This is a genomic window from Actinoallomurus rhizosphaericola (genome assembly GCF_024055675.1).
Classification (GTDB): domain Bacteria; phylum Actinomycetota; class Actinomycetes; order Streptosporangiales; family Streptosporangiaceae; genus Actinoallomurus; species Actinoallomurus soli.
Window position 1 is genome coordinate 234,599 of sequence record NZ_JAMXMW010000007.1, and the last position, 19,221, is coordinate 253,819.

Annotated in this window: 9 protein-coding genes; 5 read left to right on the forward strand and 4 right to left on the reverse strand. The window is 71.7% G+C overall.

All coding sequences use genetic code 11. The features are described 5' to 3' along the window. The first annotated feature begins 195 nt into the window (after window positions 1-195). Window positions 196-1,047 (forward strand): hypothetical protein, encoded by an 852-nt coding sequence (locus tag NE234_RS18380; protein WP_252781555.1) that lies wholly within the window; start codon window positions 196-198, stop codon window positions 1,045-1,047. A 3-nt stretch (window positions 1,048-1,050) separates the two neighbouring features. On the opposite strand, the gene NE234_RS18385 is transcribed toward NE234_RS18380, so the two are convergent. The 3 genes from NE234_RS18385 to NE234_RS18395 form a co-directional block, all read right to left on the reverse strand. Beyond that, complete coding sequence (locus NE234_RS18385; protein ID WP_252781557.1) at window positions 1,051-1,359, reverse strand: WXG100 family type VII secretion target; 309 nt, start codon at window positions 1,357-1,359, stop codon at window positions 1,051-1,053. Window positions 1,360-1,371: 12 nt separating this feature from the next. After that, window positions 1,372-1,725 carry a WXG100 family type VII secretion target gene (locus tag NE234_RS18390; RefSeq protein ID WP_252781559.1) on the reverse strand — a complete coding sequence of 118 codons (354 nt, stop codon included), beginning with the start codon at window positions 1,723-1,725 and terminating at the stop codon, window positions 1,372-1,374. 95 nt (window positions 1,726-1,820) lie between these two features. Further along, the gene (locus NE234_RS18395; protein ID WP_252781561.1) at window positions 1,821-3,122 is read right to left on the reverse strand and encodes an EsaB/YukD family protein; all 1,302 of its coding nucleotides are present in this window, start codon (window positions 3,120-3,122) and stop codon (window positions 1,821-1,823) included. Window positions 3,123-3,242: 120 nt separating this feature from the next. On the opposite strand from NE234_RS18395, the gene eccCb reads away from it, so the two are divergent. After that, complete coding sequence (eccCb, locus tag NE234_RS18400) at window positions 3,243-7,178, forward strand: type VII secretion protein EccCb (RefSeq protein ID WP_252781563.1); 3,936 nt, start codon at window positions 3,243-3,245, stop codon at window positions 7,176-7,178. A gap of 507 nt (window positions 7,179-7,685) precedes the next feature. Here eccCb and NE234_RS18405 read toward each other — a convergent pair. Further along, window positions 7,686-7,973 (reverse strand): hypothetical protein, encoded by a 288-nt coding sequence (locus NE234_RS18405; protein ID WP_252781564.1) that lies wholly within the window; start codon window positions 7,971-7,973, stop codon window positions 7,686-7,688. Window positions 7,974-8,022: 49 nt separating this feature from the next. Between NE234_RS18405 and NE234_RS18410 the strand changes: the two genes are divergently transcribed. The 3 genes from NE234_RS18410 to NE234_RS18420 are packed head-to-tail and all read left to right on the forward strand — an operon-like array spanning window position 8,023 to window position 19,118. Next, window positions 8,023-9,132 (forward strand): hypothetical protein, encoded by a 1,110-nt coding sequence (locus NE234_RS18410; RefSeq protein WP_252781565.1) that lies wholly within the window; start codon window positions 8,023-8,025, stop codon window positions 9,130-9,132. 6 nt (window positions 9,133-9,138) lie between these two features. Then, window positions 9,139-16,959, forward strand: a complete 7,821-nt coding sequence (locus NE234_RS18415) for a hypothetical protein (protein ID WP_252781566.1) — start codon at window positions 9,139-9,141, stop codon at window positions 16,957-16,959. Then, window positions 16,956-19,118 (forward strand): right-handed parallel beta-helix repeat-containing protein, encoded by a 2,163-nt coding sequence (locus NE234_RS18420; RefSeq protein ID WP_252781567.1) that lies wholly within the window; start codon window positions 16,956-16,958, stop codon window positions 19,116-19,118. The genes NE234_RS18415 and NE234_RS18420 overlap by 4 nt, the downstream gene beginning before the upstream one ends. Window positions 19,119-19,221: the final 103 nt, after the last annotated feature.

Consider the following 19,221-nt stretch of genomic DNA (forward strand, 5'->3'; position numbering starts at 1 on the left):
CGTCATGGGTGGGACGCGAGCTCATCATCATCCCTTCTCGCAGCCACGACCGTCAGCCCGGATCGTACGGTCCGCCCGTCCGGTCGGCCACAGGTCTACGCCGGCGGGGCGCGCGTTCCGGACCAGCGGAACGCACTCGGCGCGCGCCTAGCCTTCGGATGACGTCTGGTGCCCGGACCGGTGAGGCGGCTTCCCATGAACACCCGGCAGCAATCGCATCCGGACGGCCCGGTGGAGGCGGTCGACCAGTGGGCCTTCGCGGAGGTCGTCGAGGACGGCCCCCGCGGTCGCGGCTCCGCGCCGCGGGTCGGCCCCGCGCTCGCCGCGGCGGCGGTCGCCGTCGTCGTCGTGGTGGGCGCGGCGGTCGTCCCCGCGCTCAAGAAGGGGCCGTTGGGCCCGCCGGCCGTCGGAGGCACGGGCGGGGTCCGGACCGGCGCGAACGTCTCCGCCCCGGCGGCGCCCGGCGGCGGGCAGGCGCAACCCCCGGCAGCCGGGACGCAGGGCGGCGCCACGCCGGGCCGGGTTCCGCTCACCGGCCAGGGCGCGCCGTCCGCCTCGCTCACCTTCGCGAACCATGTCATCGTCGGGCCCGGCGCGTCGTGCTGCTGGACGCCCGGCGGAACGTGGTCGGCCGGCGGGCGCGGCGGCTATCCCGCCTACGGCGGCCCGGTGCGCACGTCGGCCGACCCGTCGGCGTGGTTCGAGTGGAACCTCGGCAACCCGGCCGGCGGCAGCCGCTGGGACCAGGTGAAGATCCGGGTGTGGATCCCGCAGACCCAGGCCGGCGCCTGGGTGCGGATCACGGTCACCTCCACGGCCGGCGGCGCGTCGAACGTCACGAGCTTCGACGTCGCCGAGCAGGAGTACCAGGGCTGGTACGAGCTGCCCGCCACGTTCACGCTCGGCACCCCGGACCGGCGCACCGGCTCGGCGTGGGTGCGGATGACCTACCTGCGCCCGTACACCGACCCGGCGGCGGACTCGGCCTGCGCCGACGGCTCCTGCGACCGGATGGCCGCCGCGCAGGCCGAGTTCCTCTGGAGCTGACCGCTACGCCGACCACTGCTTGGCGAGCGCGCCATCGGTCATCAGGTAGTTGTCGTGGATGTTCCCGAGGGCCACGTACAGGTTGCGCAACACCTCGTAGACGGCGTCGGCGGAGTTGTCCCAGTTGTTCTGCGCGTCGTTGTAGGAGATCGACGCGTTGCTGTTCCAGTCGGCCTTCAGCTTCTGCAGGAACTGCTGCAGGTTGTCGTGCTCGGTGACCAGTGCGTTGTGCACGTTGCGGATGTAGTCCGCCGCGTCGGAGATGAGGGGCAGATTGGCGTCGATGGAACCGATCGCCGGTACGTTCGCCATGAGGGGCCTCCGTTATCCGTTCATCGCCTGGCCGGCCTGCGTGATGCCGAGCAGGTTGTCCTCTTCCATCTCGTTGTAGGCCTTCTGGGAACTGCCGAGGTTGTCGGCGATCGTGTACAGGGCGTCCCGTACCGCCGAGGCGCGGGTGTCCCAGTCGACCATCTGCTGGTCGCAGTAGGCCGAGGCGGCCGGGCTCTTCCAGCCGCCCTTGAGGTTGTCGATGTGAGTGCGCAGGTGCATGAGCTGCTGGTGAATGGAGTCGGCCGCGTCGCGTACGAACTGCGAGGCGCTGACCATCGTGTCGAGGTCGGTCTGCAGCAGGGACGAGCCTCCCGCGTTGCCCTGCGGCGTGGTTCGCAGAGTCATGTCAGTCCTCCGGGTCGAGGTCGGGACGTGTCGGAGCGTATGAGGGCGGTGCGCGCGTTCGGGCGGCCCGGATCGCGCGGTGCCGGGGCGGGCGGTCAGTTCAGGACGCCTCCGACGAGGCCCGAGATCCCGCCGAGCACGCCCATGGCGGCGAGCGCGAGCGGAGCGGTGGCCCCGTCGATGAGCGTCCACCACATGGCGGTCCTGCGCCTGCCGCCGGTGCGCCGGCGGGGTACCGCGCCGAGCGACGCGAGACCGGTTCCGGCGGCGGTCGCCGCGATCACGGCGGCGCCGCCCCAGCCGTACGAGGCCAGGATCCGCGCGAGTCCCGCCATCGCGGCGAGCCCGGCGAGGCCCGAACCCACCGTGACGGGCAGCGCCTCCCGGGCGTACCGGAACGTCGTCGCCCGCACCGCGAGCGACGCCGCGGTCACGGCGGTGAGCGCGACGGCGAACAGGTCTCCGCTCGCGGCCATCACCACGGCGGCCACGGCCACCGCGCCCGTGCAGCCGTACGTGCCGGAGACCAGCAGCGCCCGGGAACGGCGCGCCAGCGCCTCGACGTCGCCCGGTGCGAGCGCGGCCCGGCGGCTCAGCCGCGCGCTGAGCAACGCGGGCCCGACCCGCAGCGCGATGGTGACCGCCACCGCGGCGGCGGCCGCCGCCTGAGAAGGGCGTGCCCCGGTGGAGACGGCGGCGGAGGCGGCCGTGAGCACCCCCGCGAACAGCGCCATGCCGGGTACGGCCTCCGGCGCCAGCGGGCCGGCGGCGAGCACGGAGGCGAGCAGCACCAGTGCTCCACCGACCGGGCCGGCATGCGGGATTCCGCCGGTGAGGCCGTAGCCCGCGACCGGCGCCATCGCCCATGCTCCGCACACCAGCCCGAGCCGGGGAGCCCGGCGCTCCCCATCCCCGCGGAGCAGGTAGGCGACGGTGAGCAGGGCCGCCACGGTGGCGAGCAGCGCCGGCCCGGCCGTCGTGCGGACCTTCGGCAGTACGGCGGCGACGGCCGCGCCGATCCCGAGAAGACCGGCGGTGAACGTCGCCACCACGGGCCCGGCGAGGACCGAGGCGGGTCGTTCGGTCCCGTCGGCCGCCGCGGTCGTCACCGGATCGTCGAACGCCACGACCCGCGGCGAGTCCCACGCGCTGACGTCCACCAGGTGGAGGACCTCGCCGTCGAGCACGGCCTCCTCGGCGAGCGTCGCCGTCAGCGGGAACGGTGTCCGCCCGACCCGGGCGAGGGACCACGCCGCGGGCCGGGCGTCCTCGCTCTCGATCCCGCACAGCTCCGCGACCGCGGGGGTCAGCTCCAGCAGGGGAACGGTGTTCGGCAGCGTCAGGTCGACGCGCTGGCCGCTCACGCGGACGGTGATGGCCGACAGATCTCTGCGCACCGGTGGCGGCTCCCTCGGTCCGGCGCCCGCGTCACCGGGCGTGTCGCCGTCCATTCCCGCACGGCCGGCCGCGCGTTCCCGACCTGCGTTTCGCGCGGGCCGGCCGGACAGAGTCGGCCTGTGCGCGTCCTCTTTCACCGGCCCGCCCGCATGGCGGCCCCCGGCCTGCCGGCCGATCCCCTGACGGTGGTCCCGCCTCCGGTGGACCAGGGGCAGTCGCCCGCCGGCTCGTGGTTCCAGATGCTGCTGCCGATGATGAGCGGCTTCAGCGGCCTGATGTTCATGCTCTACAACCCGCGTCCGCTCTACATCGTCGTCGGCGCGACGATGGCGGTCGGCTCCGTCGGGATGAGCGTCGCCATGTTCGTGCAGCAGCGTTCGATGCTGACCCGAAAGGCGAAGCTCGAACGCGAGCAGTACGGGGTCTACCTTCGCGCGCTCGCCCGCCGGGCGACCGCGCTGGCCGCCGCCCAGGACGCCGCCGCGCGCTTCGTCCACCCCGACCCGGCCGGGTTGTGGGCCGTCTGCGCGGGCCGGGTGAGAGTCTGGGAGCGCCGGCCCGATCACGACGACTTCTGCACCGTGCGCGTCGGCACCGGAACCGTCCCGTTGTGCGCGCCGCTGACGATGCAGACCGAGGACGGCCCGTTCGCCCGGCGCGTGCCCGACCTGCAGAGGGCGGTGGAATCACTCGTCGCCCGGCACGGCCGGGTGCGCCACCAGCCGCTCCTGCTCGATCTGCGGGCCGCCCCCGTCGTCAGCCTCGTCGGCTCCGCGGAGCGCACCCGCGCGATGGCCGCCCTCATGGTGACCGAGCTGGCGACCTTCTGCGCGCCGGACGACCTGGCCGTCGCCGTGTGTCATCCCCCCGACGCCGCAGGCGCCTGGGAGTTCGTCAAGTGGCTCCCGCACGCCCGCCAGGGCGACGCGGTCCTGCTGTTCCCCGATGGCACGAATCTCGCCGAACGGCTGACCGAGGACCTGGAACGGCGCAGGGAACAGTCGCGGCGGCGCACCGGCGTGCTCCTCGACGACCCCGCCAGGGCCGAGCCGCCCCGCAGGCTCGTCGTGGTCGTCGACGGGTACACCGCGTCGGCCCCGGTCGCCCGCCTGAAGACGATCACCGAGCTCGCCGAACGCGCCGGCGAGCTGGCGGTGAGCGTCGTCTTCTGCACCCCGGCCCGGCGTGACGAACCACCCCGGGTGCACGCCCGCGTCGTCGCCGGTGACGACGGGACCATCACCGTCGACGACGCGCTGGAGGGCGTCGCCGACCAGGCGGATCCGGCGATGTGGTCCGCGATCGCACGCCGCCTGTCCCCCCTCCGTCTCGGCGACCCGGGGGGCCGCGCGGTCCTGGCCGAGACCTGCCGGCTGGTGGAGCTGCTCGGTTCCCCCGCCGCACGGGCGCTGGACGTCGCCGCGATGTGGTCGTCGCTTGCTCCACCGTACGACGTGCTGCGCGTGCCGGTCGGCGTCGACGCCGAGGGGCGGCCGGAGGTCCTCGACCTCAAGGAGTCGGCGTTGTCCGGGATGGGACCCCACGGGCTCATCGTCGGTGCGACCGGGTCGGGCAAGAGCGAGCTGTTGCGCACCCTCGTCACCGCGTTGTCCCTCACGCATCCCCCGGACGTGCTCGGCTTCGTGCTGGTCGACTTCAAGGGCGGCGCGGCCTTCGCCGGGCTCGCCGGCCTGCCGCACGTCGCCGGCATGATCACCAACCTCGCCGACGACCTGACCATGGTCGACCGGATGTACCTCGCCCTCTTCGGCGAGCAGCAGCGCCGGCAGAGGCTCCTGCGCGACGCCGGAGACGTCGACAACGTACGGGAGTACCAGCGGCGCCGCGCGGCCGGCCTGCTCGGCCCGGACGCGCCGCCCCTCCCCTACCTGCTGATCGTGGTCGACGAGTTCGGCGAGCTCCTGGCGGGCCGTCCCGACTTCATCAACCTGTTCGTCGCCATCGGACGGCTCGGCCGCAGCCTCGGCATGCATCTCCTGCTGTCCAGCCAGCGGCTGGAGGAGGGACGGCTGCGGGGCCTGGAGAGCCACCTGTCGTACCGGATCTGCCTGCGGACCTTCAGCTCGGTCGAGAGCACGATGGCGATCGGCACGCCCGACGCCTACCACCTGCCGCCGGTGCCCGGCTCGGCGTACCTGAAGGTCGACACGACCATCTACGAGCGGTTCCGCGCGGCACTCGTCTCCGCACCCGACGTGTCGCCCGCCGACCGCGCCGACGACACGCCGCGGCCTGCGCTGTTCACCACGTCGGCGCCGGTTCCGGAACCGGCCGCGCACGAGGACACCGACGCGGTCGACGACGCCTCGCTGCCGACGGAGATGGCGACCGCGGTGAGCCGTATCCGCGCCGTCGGCGCGTCGCCCGTCCACCAGGTATGGCTGCCGCCGCTGGAGCCGAAGATCCCGCTGTCCCGGCTGCTGCCGCCGCTGTGCCAGGACCCGCGCCGCGGACTCCAGGCCGGGGACCGGCCGGGCGCCGGCCGGATGACCGTACCGCTCGGCGTCCTCGACCTCCCCGAGGCACAGGCCCAGCGGCCGTTCGGCGTCGACTTCACCCGCTGGGCCGGTCACCTGGTCGTCGTCGGCGCCCCGCAGACCGGCAAGAGCACGCTGCTGCGCACTCTTCTGCTGTCCGCGCTCGTCACCCACACGCCGGGCGAACTGCACGTCTACGCCATCGACTACGGCGGCGGATCCCTGTTCGCGCTCGCCGGGGCGCCCCACGTCGGAGCGGTCTCCGGACGGCTCGAACCGGAGAAGGTCCGCCGTACGGTGGGCCAGATCTGGAAGCTGGTCGACGAGCGTGAGGAACGCTTCCGCGAACTGGGCGTGGACTCCCCCGAGACGATGCGCGCCCGCCGGGGCGAGCTCCCGGCCGAGGACTGCGCCGACGTCATGCTGGTCATCGACGGCTGGGGCGCGCTGCGGGGCGAGTTCGAGGACCTGGACGAGCAACTGCTCGACATCGCCGCGCGTGGTCTCCGCGTCGGTGTCCACCTCGTCCTGACCGCGAACCGGTGGATGGAGGTCCGCCCGCAGCTCAGGGACAACATCGGCGGCCGCATGGAACTGCGCCTCAACGACCCCGCCGACTCGGAGATCGGCCGCAAGGCCGCCGCGACCCTTCCCCCGGGAGTCCCCGGCCGGGCGCTCAGTCCCGCCGGGGACCACGTGCAGGTGGCCCTGCCGGAGCTGGGCTCCTCGGTGGAGGAGGTCGTCAGCGCGATCTCCGCCGCCTGGCCGGGAGCGCCCGCGCCGCGCATCCGGCTGCTGCCCGCCCAGGTCGGCCCGGGTCAGCTGCCCGCGCCGGGCGAGGACCGGGAGCCCGGGGTGCCCATCGGCGTGGACGAGCTGGAGCTGGCCCCGGTGCACCTCGACCTCGGCGGCGCGGACCCGCACTTCCTCGTGCTCGGCGACGCCGAGTCGGGCAAGACGACGTTCCTGCGGTCCTGGCTGTCCGGTCTCCAGGCGCGCCGGACCGCCGAGCAGGCGATGTTCCTCGTCGTCGACTACCGGCGGACCCTCCTCGGCGCCGTACGACCCGAGCAGACGTGGGCCTACTGCGGTGCCGCGCCCGCCGCCGTGGCCGCCGTGAAGGAACTCGCCGAGGGCATCGTCGAGCGCCTGCCACCCGCCACGCTGACCGCGGCGGAGCTGGCGCGGCGCTCCTGGTGGTCGGGGCCGGAGTTCTACGTCGTCATCGACGACTACGACCTGGTCGCCTCTCCGTCGGGCAACCCGCTGCTGCCGCTGGTCGACCTGCTCGCCCAGGGCCGTGACCTCGGCCTGCACGTCATCCTCGCGCGACGCGTCGGCGGCATGGCGCGCGGCGGCTTCGAACCGCTGCTCGGCCGCCTCCGCGAACTCCGCCAGCCGGGCCTGATCATGTCCGGCGACCCGTCCGAGGGCGCGCTGATCGGCACGTACCGGGCGGCCCAGCAGCCCGCCGGCCGCGGCCTGCTCGTCCGCCGCAAGCGGCGTCCCGTCCTCGTGCAGACGGTGCGCGTCCCGGCCGAGGAGCCGGCCGAGTGAGCCGCCGCGCTCGTTCGCCTCGACCGTCGTGCGGGCCGGCCGTCCCGGTGCGCGTTCGCCCGGTGCGGAACGCGCGGGCCCGCTTCGGAGAATCGACACGTCCTGGTGAGGAGGTGTTGTCGTGACCGACCGAGCGGAGAGTTCGGCTGAGCCGCGGACACCGGACGCGGACGACGAGGGACGGCCGCGCACCGGCGCCGACGACCCTGAGGGCACGGCCGACCGGGCCGGGGCCGGTTCCGCGGCGGGTACGGCCGCCGTCGCGGCGGGCGCGGCGGTAGGCGCCATCGCGGCGCTCTCCGCGGAGGACGGGCGCACCGGCGGTGGGGGACCGCCGGCGCCCGGCCGTTCCGGTGCGGCCTCCGGGGAAGGGGGCGCCGGAGGCCGCACCGGGAGCACCGGCGGCGGGCGGGTGCTCGGCGTCGGGGCCACCACGGGGCTGGGAGCGATCGCGGCGGCGGGCCTGGCGTCGAGCGGCCGCACCGATGCGCGTCACTCCGCCGGCGGTCACGCGGAATCAGGCCATCCCGCCGCGGGCGGCGTCCATCCCGGCAGAGTCGACGGCACGGCGCCCACGCCACCGGGAGACCAGGGGTACACCCCGGCGTCCTCCACGGACGCGCCGACGGGCACGGCGTCGGCGGCGGACGCCCAGGCGGGCACGGCACCGGTGGCCGGCGACCCGACGGCGACGGACACCGCGCCGCACGTGAGCCGTTCCGGGACCACGGCGGGCGCGCAACCCACCGGCTCCCCCGGCACCGCGAGCCCGCACGGCTCACCGGTGGTCCCCACGACCGGCCACCCCGCCCGGAATCTCGGCTCGTCCTCGTCCCGCGAACCGGTGACGAGTGATCCCGGCGGACGCGCATCGGCGGGCTCCCCGGCCGGAGTCCCCGATCCGGCGGACGGGCCCCTGGCCGAAGTGACGCGGCCGGCGGACGGCTCCGGGCCGGCCCCGCTCCAGCGGACGCCCGCGACCGGGACGCAGGGATCGGACGAGGCCGGCCGGTCGCAGACGGTCCTGTACGACTCTTCGGGCACCCCGATCGCGATGCGGAATTCCGCCGGGCAGGTCGTTCCCCTGGGATCGCAGCCCGCAGTCGGTGGGAACACACCGGCGACCACGGGAACCGAGCGCACCGGGACAGGAGACGACGGCGTCCAGCAGACCCAGAGTGATCAGGGCGGCGCACCGCCGTACGTGCCGAAGACCGATCCCGAGATCGCCCAGTACATGCGCGGTCTCACGCCGGATCAACGGGCGGCGGAGATCCAGAGAGTATTGGACGACCAGAAGATCCATCTTTCGGGCGCCAAGCTGCCCGGCCTGCCGGATGGCTTCTGGGACAAGGACAGCTATACCTATACCGACGAGAACGGCACCACGAAGACGCTCGATGTTCTTTCCGCTGCCGCGACGCTCACGATGCTCGAAGACTCCTTCTCCCATTTCAAGACCGACATATCGGCGCTGAGCGATACGGCTGCGAAACTGTCCGCGAAGGGCGACGACATCGACGACCCGGCGATCGCCCTGGCACTGGCGTTCAATGCGGTGGACGGAATGTGGAAGACGCTGTTCGACGATGTGGGCAATGCATCGGACGAAAGTATCACCAAAGTACAGAACAACTTCTACGGCTTGAAGACCCTGCTCTTCGGCGGGAACGTCACGAATCCGGCGAACAAGAAGACCGTCATGACCAATGGCAACATCCCGACCGTCGCGAACGCGATACGCGACCAGGCCTCGTCGCTGAATCTGGCCGCGTCACAGTACGTCGAGACCGAGGAGGAGAACCTCTCCCAGTTCGGGATGCACGCGGACGACCCTCGCCCCGCATGGGAGAAGGCCCGTTATGTCAATGGGCAGGATCTGGCGAAGACCGGGAACTTCCCCCCGGGCTTCTTCGATCCGCACAACCCGTCCAGTCCGTACTATCAGCGGTGACCGGCCGTGATCATCACCGGACCGCCCGACCTGAGCTGGATATTCCGTAACATCGCGAATGACGCGCACAACCACGTGCAACCGCTGCGCACCGCCGCGGCCGCATGCAGAACGTACGCCGCCAAGATCGAGAACGTCCCCGGCGACTGTGACACGATCCTCGCCACCGGGCTCGCGAACTGGGACGGACCGGCCAAGGACGCGTTCCTGCTGAGTTGGGCGGTCAACTTCACGGGCACGGCCAACGACGGGTACTCACCCGGCTCCTTCAGCCAGCTCAGCAATGAGGCGATGGCGCACGGTACGCCATTGCAGCCGATCCTGCCCGCGCTGCACTCGCAGATCCTCGACACGGCCGACCAACTCGAAGACCTCGCGTCGAAGATCGAACAATACGTGATCGCATGTAAGACCGCGGAGGTCATCGACCTGGGTCTCGCCGTTCTGTCCGTCGTCCTCTTCATCTTGACCATTGAGATCGGCGGCGAGGGCGGGCTGGTCGCCGGCCTGTTCTCCTACCTCGGCGTGGACGCGGCGGCCACGTATCTCGCCGGGCAGCTCGTGGCGTGGGGACTCGGCTGGGCGGTGAGCATCGCCGTCCCGATCGTGACCAACATCGTCATGCCCGCCCTGGAGATGGCCTTCATCAGCGGCATGATCGACCTGGTGTCCCAAGAGGTCAAGAACACGCTCGTCTGGGATCCTTATCGGCAGTCGATCGGTGAACCGCCCGCAGAGGTGAACTGGGTCGAGGTCGCCGACGCCGCGCTGATCGGCGCGGTGTCCGGCGCGGTGATGGGGGGCGTCGGAGGCCTCGCCGGCGCGTTCCTGAAACCGGTCATGCAGAACGCGAGCCCGATCCTCCGGCAAGTGATCACCCGCAGCATGGGCGCGCTGCTCGGCGGGATCGGCGATGTTCCGGTCCAGCTGGTACACATCCTCGGCCCGGAGCATCGGGGCTGGGACTGGGGGGAGTTCGGGTCGAGCGTCGGCGTCGGCGCCTTGCTGGGAGGGCGAATCGGTGATCTTTTCACTCAACGCCCGACCCTGATCATCGATAGTCCCGACGGCGGCACGCTGTTCATGGCTCCGGACAAGGGGCTGACGATAGATCCCGACGGTCCCGGCATATCCGTCATCGACCCGGCGGCGGGCGGGCCGGTATCGGCCGACCGGTGGGCGTTCAACGTCATCGACCCTGAGACCGGCCGGATCATCGGCCACGCGTCGCCGGGCGCCACCGGCCTGGACGACCCGTCCCTTCACGTCGTCTACAACGACGGCACCGTGAATGACTACGCGCTCAACGGGTCGACCGTGCATGTCCTCACGTCCGAGAAGGTCGGTGTGGTCGATGGCCCGGCGACGTCGGCGAAGACCCCCGACAGCGTTCCGCTCAAGACCGCGTACGACAAGCACATCGCCTATTCGGTCGAGGACGGGAAGGCGCGTCCTCTGTTCCAGACCGAGGCTCTCGGCGACAGGAAGGTCGCCATCAGCGCCTTCGACGGTCAGGGCGACCCTCATGTCATCGAGGTGCACGAGAAGCTCACCGACGAGATGAAGGTACAGGTCGTCGACGACACCGGCGGCCGTGACGTCGTCACCACCGTCGAACTCCCCAAGGACTCGTGGGTCGTCTACGACCAGGACGGCGGTGTGATCGCGGCGACCCGTCCCATGGGAAAGGTCTCCTTCGACTCGTCGCCGTCCGGCCTTGGCGGCATGCGTTCGTCTCGGGCCGACAGGAGTTCCACCGAGTTGTACATGGCGGGCTCGGACCGGCGGCTCAGACGCCTGGGATTCATCAGGAGGAACCCGGCCGGCGGGCAGTTCGAGTTCTACGGCGACAAGTGGCAGCCCGGCGACTCCGAGGGGCTCTTCACCTTCACCGGCAATGGATTCGAGGGCATGACCCTCCGGCAGTATCCGGACGGCCTCGGGACCACGACGATCGCCGTCGGCGAGACGCAGCGCTTCTCGTACGGCCGCACGGGGAAGGTGGAGCCGACCTTCCCCGCCCCGGCGCGCGGGGAGACGGTGGAGACCCCACCGCAGCCGGGCCGAACCGTCGACGCGGACCAGCCCGTCTCCCCCGCCGGCCGGCGGCCCATGCCGGCGTTGCCGGAGGAGACGGGGAACGGCTCGACCGACCAGGACGTCGTCCCCGCCGAATCGAGGCCTCCCGGGCAGACGGAAGCCGTCACCGAGACGCAACCGGTGACTCCTACGGCCGACGTTCCCCAGGACCCGGTGAAATCCGCCGTACCGGTACCGCAGGAGCCGGGAAAGATCACGGGCACGGTGTCCGAGATACCGAGACGGACCGTCGAGTCGATACCGGGCGAGCCCGTGAAGAAGGTCCAGCCGTCCACGGCGCAGACGAACGCGGCCGATGGCACCGTCTCGGTCGAGACGCCGGACGCCGCGGTGAAGGTGCCCGTTCCGCGGCGACAGGCGGCCTCCGTGTCCTCGGACGACCCGCTGACGGCGCTGCACGAGCAGGCCCGGAGCATGCTGGACGGGCTCGGCGGCCGAACCGTGCCGGAGACGTACGACCTGCGCTCGGCGCTGGAGAAGTTGCGGGATCTGATCACACCGCTGCCCGACGAGCACCCGCGTAAGCAGGGCCTTCTCGACGCCCTCGCTGACATGCTCGACGAGAGGTTGGGGATTCCGGCCGGGAAGAACACCGACCCGCTCATCCGAAACCAGCTCTTCCGACCACTGCTCGAACAGCTGGCCGGACTCGACGCGGGTCCCCACGAAGCGCGGCTGCCCGCCCCGGACGGATTCCGCTTCGACGCGTCGGCCTCCTCCGGTGGCCAGGCGGGTGGCGACGGGCTCGTTCCGAAGCAGGAGGAATCCGCCGCCGCGGCCCTGCCGAGCATGGAGAAGTCGGGCGAGGCGGCGAACGTCCGGGTCGAGACGATGGTGCCGGGCCTCTGGGAGGAGATCGACCCCGGCCGTACGACGGTCGGACCGTGGAAGTTCAAGGACTACGGGCCCTATCACAACGGCGACACGGTCTCGATGGCCACCAAGGTGACCAACGGCGAGGTGCCCGGCACGGGGACGTTGATCCGCATCCTCAACACCACGACGGGCGAACTCTCCTACAAGAGCGAAGTGCTCAAGTTCCCCGACGGTGCGCACTGGGTGCGGCACGAGCGGGAGATGGTGCCCGGCCGGGGCACGCCGCTGGAGACGTACATCACCATGCGGCAGATGAAGCGGCTGGCGGAGGCCGCGGGTGACCCGGAGCTGTTCGCCCGGCCTCATGAGGTGGTCGTGCAGGACATCGCGAACGTCAGGACCATCCTGCGGCTGGCACGGCTCGAGCGCGAGTGGCAGACGGAGCACCCCGGCCTCCCCTTCGACCGGAACCGGGCGATCGAGGCCACGCACTCGGTGCGGTACGCGAAGAACTCGATCACGCAGAGCGGGGGGAAGGTCACCGCCGTCTGGATCACCGGTGGCAACGCGATGACGGCGGAGTCCCTGATCAGAACCCAGGGATACACGACGGTCGCCGAGCAGACGAAACTGCTGCAGGCGTACGGCGTCGCACCGGGCGACCAGGTCCTGGCGGATTTCGCGATCCACCTTCAGGTCGAACCGGCCGCCGAAGATGCGCCGCCCACGGAATCCGGCCCGGCCGGCGGCCCCGTCTTCGGCGAAGCGGGATCGGACCCGCTGATCCCGGTGCCCGCCGCGCACCAGGCGACCCCACCGGGTTCGACGGCCACCCCGGAGATCGTACGGCCGCGTCATCCGGACAAGAGCCGATTCGTCTACCCGTACGACGGCCTGGTCCACCCGGCCGTCACGAACGAGGACGTGCCGGCCAGATCGAGTGTCAAGGCACCCGCGGGCGACCACGTGCCAACGCTGCTCGCCGAGATCTTCGTCGCAGGGGACGACCTGGGGATCGTCGAGGACGAGGTGCGCAACCTGCTTTCCTGGATCCGGGCCTACACCGTCGCGTTCGGCAAAGAGGTGCTCACCTCGCTGAGGGCCGAGCCCGGCGGGACGCGGATCCTGGTGTCCCACAGCACCGTCGGTGAGAACCCCGCCAACCTCGACGTCGCCGGGCTGGTCAAGGGATACGAGGAGCCCATCCCGATCCTGCACACGCACACACGGCGGAGCCATGCGGCGCCCAGCACGACCGACCACCACTCCGTGACCGGCCTCCTGCCGTACGGGTTCGTCGCCGGGCCGGTCACACCGGGTTCGGAGGAATGGGCCTTCGTCCAGTTCGGCCCGGCCCCTACGAAGGCCGCGTATCGGCAGAGGCCCCTCACCGAATTCTCCTTCGGTAAGCGGTTGAGAAGCGTCCTGGCCGAGCAGCTACGGCGGGCCGCCGCACAGGCCGACCAGCGGATGACCGCGTTGCCCGGCGGTCCCGTGGCCACCGGCGCGGCGCGCGCTCACGCCATCGTCGATGCCGTCGATTACCTCAGTGAGGTGACGACCGGCGGCGCGGCCTTCGCGATGACGAGCCCGCAAGGTTCGGCGTTCGCGGATCTGCTCTTCCAGCTCCTGGACACCCCTGGTGGACCGACCGCGGAACAGGCGGCGCGGCTGGAGAGAGCGGCCTTCCGCTACGCGCGCGGCGAGGCGTTCGCGCCCGACATCGACGCCCTGTCGGCCTTCCGCGCCACGCTGCTCAGCGAGTACGAGGACCTGTGGCCGACGCTGTCCGACCACGAACGGTCCGGCCTGCCCACACCCGCCGACCTCCCCGGCCACGCCGACGAACCGCCGGCCGGCCGCCGGCCATCCGGCCGGAACGGCCCCGCGTTCGGTGAGCCGCACCTGGCACCGCGGCGGCAGCCGATCCCCCAGCGCCTCATCGAATACGACGGGACGCCGGACGGAGCGGGCCGCGAAGCCGAGCTGGACCGGATCGCGGCGGCGCTGACGGTGTGGCAGGAGCAGGGTCCGGGCCGCCTGTCCGCGCAGGACCGCGACGCGATCCTGGGCTACATCGACGGTCTGCTCGCCGACGCGGAGGGGATCGCCGAGGTCGACGGCGCGCTGCGGCCGTTGGCGCAGCGGTTCGAGCATCTCGCGAACTCCCTCCTGGACCTGTTGCACGACACCGGCGCCCTCGGTTCCGTCGAGGTGTCGAAGCCCGGCGTGGATACGAAGGCGTACGACTGGATCCTGACCGCGCGCGATTGGGTGCGTGCCGAGGCCGGCAACTACCGCACGCGCGTGGTGGCGAGGGTTCCGCTCCGGTCTCGCGGTCTTCCCGTGCTGAACGAGAGTGAAAGGGCCCGGCTGGACCGGTTCCTGCGGCGGGCGACGCTCCACTACAAGATGGAGTTCGGTTATCAGCTCGCGATCGACATGGACGCCGGACCAGGCGAGCCGATCTGGTACGTCGTGGTCGTCCGCGGGGGGAGCCACCGTGTCCGGGCGAGTTCGGTGTTCGTCCACGGCCATCCTCAGTTCGACGGCTCGGAGTCGCCATGGATCCGGCGTCCCTCGGGCGAGGACGGCGACATCGGGGCCCTGCGGGATTCGCCGTACCAGGCCGCGCAGATCGTGCCGGGTGACGCGACCCACGACCGGATCGTCTACTTCCGCTCGGGCAGGTACCAGATCCTGCGCGGCGAATCCATTCAAGTCCCGAAGCTCGTCGATTCCGTGCGAAGTGCGGTCAAGACGCTGACGCTGTCGAAGGACGTCGGTGTCTGGCTGGAACTCATCGACGAACTGCGCGATCCCCAGCGCCCCGCGTCCTGGTCACCGGACCCCTTCACCGTCCGCCGCCTGATGAGACATCTGGACCAGGTCGAGGAAGACCTGCCGAGCGAGGAGGCGAAGGCCGCGCTGGACCGGCTGGTGAGAGGAGAAGGAACCCCGGGCGACCGCCCCCGGATCAACGAACTGGTCCGCCACCTCCAGCGACTCGCCCGCCAGACTCAGGGCGAGGCCCGGAGGGCGCGCCTGGAACTCAGCACCCACTTCCCCTCCTACGACCCGAGGAATCCGGCCGCTCGGCGCAGCACCGAGCCGTACTGGGCCGGCGACGAAGTGTCCGCCCCCCACCGGACGGCGCCGGAGCAGGAGTCCGTCCAGACGGAGCCGGACCCGCCGGTCAAGCGGGCGCCCGAACGGTCCTCGGCCGAGGTCGTGCCGGCCGAGGTCGCCGAGGTCATCCGCAAGGAGGCCGCCAAGCTCGTCGGGCAGGCCCGGCAGCGGATCGCCGAGGCCTCGGCGAACGGAGCGATCACTCAGGACCGGGCCGCGGAAGTGGCGGACCTGATCGGCCAGGTCGAGCGCCTCGTCCTGAGCAGCCCGGGAGCGGTCCGGGCGGAGGCGGTCAGGTCACACGCCGACGCCGTCGGCATGCTGCGCGAGCACTTGGCCGCGCTGCCCTCTCCGGGCGCACGGCTGCGTACCGCCTCCATCGGGTCGGTCCGTACCCGGGCATGGTCCGCCGAGGAGGGCGCACAGGCCGGCGGGCGGCTCCGCACGCGGGCCTACAGGACCAGCGCACCTGAGGACCGCCCTCTCGGGAACGACGTGTGGTCCGCCCCGCAGGAGGAGGGCGTTGATCTGCGGCCACAGCGTCCGGTCGACGCGCTGGCCGTCGACTTCACGGATCCGCGCAACGAACGGCCCGCCACGATCCGCGACGTGCGGGTGCTGGGCGGACGTGACTTCGTCACCGGCGCGTCCTTCCGCCGAGGAGCCGAGGTGAGTGCCCTGCCGCTCACTCCCGCGGAGTGGAAATGGGTGCTCACCGTCATGCGAGACCGCCTCTACGACAACCAGGGGCTGGAGCACGGCGTCCTGTACCACCCGGCGACTGACACGGAACCGGCGCGGATCGCCATCGCTTCGGGCGGCCCGGCGGGCATCACTCCGCCACCGGGCTGGCTGGTCCTCATGCACAGCCACCCCTATGGCCAGGCGGCCGGAAACGGCCCCTCCATCTCCGACTTCCTCGCCCTGCAGCACACGCCGTACTCCCATACCTACCTGCTGGAGCATGCTTCGCGAGATCTCGGCCGGCCCGCTCGGATCCACGTCATCCGCCGCGACGGAACCTCCGAAGTGATCGACCAGCGGCAGATCGCGATTCCGGAGACGGACCCGGAGTACGCGGAGGCGCTGTTCGACGCCGAGCATCTCGGCGACGCTCACACCGCCGTCGACACCGCGCTCGACGGCCTGGAGACACGGCCGCCCGGCACGCCCCTGTCCGGCGAGCTGTCGAAGCTCCTCCGCAATGCCCTCGCCTACAGCACCGACGTCGGACCACACGGCCTCGACTCCGGCATCCTCCGGCGAGTCCGCCTCGGCGGCGGTCCCGACGAGGCGGACCTCCCGGCGATACACGAACACCTCGACGCCGCCCTGGAGGCCATCCTCCGCGCCGTCGGCGGGAACAGGGTCCGGCTCCGCCTCCTCGACCCCGCGCGCCGCTCCGACACCCTCAACGCCCGCGCCTACCTGCGCTGGCTCTCCCGCCGAGAACGACCGCCCCGGCTCCTCAACGACGCGGTGAGCATCGACGGACGCACCGGCAGGACCACCTATCACGATCAGTTCAAAGCGATCATCCGGCGTGCCGTCAAGGCCGCCGTCGATGACCTGCCCGCAGACGCGACCACCGCGAAACTGCGGGACGACCTTCTCAACTGGCGCGAGCACGACCTCCTGCTCGACGCCATGCGGCGTGCCGTCCCGGCCGCCGAAGAAGATCTCATCCAGAGGCTCCTGGACGCGCTCGACGCTCACGACCGCATGCGCGACGCCGCCAGGACGGCTGCCGGACGGCCGGAGGCCGGGAAAGGCGATCGATGACCGATCTGTACGGCCGTGAGGCCGCCGATAACGTCGGAAAGCGCACGCTTCGCGTCGAGCGCGGCGCGTGGGACGGGTTCGCATCGATCGGTGAGGCCCTGGACGCGGCCGTGGACGACGACCTGCTGACGATCGCCCAGGGCACGTACGTGGAGAACCTCACCGTCACCAAGAACGTGACGATCGAGGGTGAGGGCCCGGTCGTCGTGCAGTCGCACCGTGGTGTCACGCTGGTGATGTCGGCCGCGGCCGCCACGGTGCGGGGGCTGACCGTCCGGGGCGGCGACGCCGCCGAGCCGGCGCTGCGCGTCGACGCCGGTGACAGCCTGATCGACTCGTGCGAGGTCCATGCCGAGCACGCGGGCGGGATCGCCGTCGTCGGCGGGGATCCGCTGATCCGCGACTGCCGGGTGACATCGGCGGGCTTCGGCGTCAGCGTGCGTGACGGCGCGCGCGGGCGGGTCGAGCGGTGTGAGATCAGCGGGCGGCGCGGCGGGATCCTCGTCACGAGCGCGGCCGATCCGATCGTGACAGGATGCGCGATCGTCCGCCCCGACGGCAACGGGATCTACGTGACGAGCGGCGGGCACGGCGGCTTCGACGACTGCACGGTGAGCGCGGCCGGGCAGCCGGCGGTGGCCGTCGACCGCGGCGCCGACCCGGTCATGCGGCGCATCAAGATCTCCGGCGGCGACAGCTACGGCTTCTGGATCGATGAGGACGCGACCGGGCTGCTGGAGAACTGCGAGGTACGCGGCACCCGAGGGCACGGCGTCCACGTCACGGGCCGCGCGGATCCGATGGTCCGCTCCCTCACGGTCGAGGGCGTTCAGGGCGCCGGCATCCAGGTGAGCGCCGGCAAGGGCACGTTCGAGGACTGCCTCGTACGGACCGGTGGCGCCGACGGCGTGGCCGTCGACGGAGGCGGCAGCCCGGCGCTGCGCCGCGTCATCGTCAGCGACGTCGCCGGTCACGGCATCGCGGTCGAGGAGGCGAGCGGTTCGTTCGACGAGTGCGTGGTGTCCCGGAACGGGATCGGCCACGCCGGGATCCGCGTCGGCCGGGGCGCCGCGCCGTACTTCCGGCGCTGCACGGTCTCCCACGTTCCCGGCGAGGGCGTCCGCGCGGACCCGGAGGCCGCGGCGGCCCTGGAGGACTGCCTGATCAACGAGACGAAGGGCACGCCGATCGGCGTCCTCGGCGGCACCGACGGTGACGGCCGCTACACCCTGACGCTCGGGGTCGCGGAGCGCACCGCCGCGGCCGGCACCGTCGCGCCGGCCGGCCTCGACGCGACCTCGGCCACCGTTCCGGCCACCGAGGGTGACAGGCGGCGGGACCGGTCCGGGCCGGTCACCGCCGACGATCTCGACGACCTGCTCGCGGAACTCGACGAGCTCATCGGTCTCGCCCGGGCGAAGCAGGAGGTCGGAGACCTCGTCACGTTGACGCTCGTCGCCAAGCAGCGGGAGCGGGCCGGCCTGCCGCCGCCGCCGCTCAGCCGGCACCTGGTGTTCGCCGGCAGTCCCGGCACCGGCAAGACCACCGTGGCACGCATGTACGGGAGGATCCTCGCCGCGCTCGGCGTGCTGGCCAAGGGACATCTCGTCGAGGTCAGCCGTGTCGACCTGGTCGGGGAGTACGTCGGGCACACCGCGCCCAAAACGCAGGCGGCGTTCGACAAGGCGCGCGGGGGTGTGCTGTTCATCGATGAGGCGTACCTGCTCTCCTCCGGCTCCGACGACTTCGGGCGAGAGGCGATCGGAACACTGGTCAAGCTGATGGAGGACCACCGCGACGAGGTCATCGTCATCGTCGCCGGCTACCCGGACGAGATGGACCGGTTCCTGGCCGTCAACCCCGGTCTGGCGTCGCGGTTCACCCGCACCATCACCTTCGAGGACTACTCCTCCGAAGAACTCGTCACGATCGTCGGCGAACAGGCCGGGAAGCTGCACTACGAGCTGTCCGAGGACACCGAACAGGTCCTGCTCGACCACTTCGCGGCCATGCCGCGCGACCGCCACTTCGGCAACGGCCGTACGGCACGGGTCGTGCTGGAGGAGATGATCCAGCGGCAGGCGCGGCGACTGTCGGCGGTGGCCGAACCGACGCGGGACCAGCTCGTCCGCCTCATACCGGAGGACCTCGGCTCCTGACGACGGCCGTCCGCGGGGGTGTGCGAAACGGGTGATCGGAACGCGCACCCGCCGAGACGAGAATTCGGCGCAGACGTTACCGCTCCGCATCATCGATCCTTGC

Coding starts and splice junctions, on each gene's coding strand:
- NE234_RS18380 (WP_252781555.1), top strand. CDS start 196: ATGAACACCCGGCAGCAATCGCATCCGGACGGCCCGGTGGAGGCGGTC.
- NE234_RS18385 (WP_252781557.1), bottom strand. CDS start 1,359: ATGGCGAACGTACCGGCGATCGGTTCCATCGACGCCAATCTGCCCCTC.
- NE234_RS18390 (WP_252781559.1), bottom strand. CDS start 1,725: ATGACTCTGCGAACCACGCCGCAGGGCAACGCGGGAGGCTCGTCCCTG.
- NE234_RS18420 (WP_252781567.1), top strand. CDS start 16,956: ATGACCGATCTGTACGGCCGTGAGGCCGCCGATAACGTCGGAAAGCGC.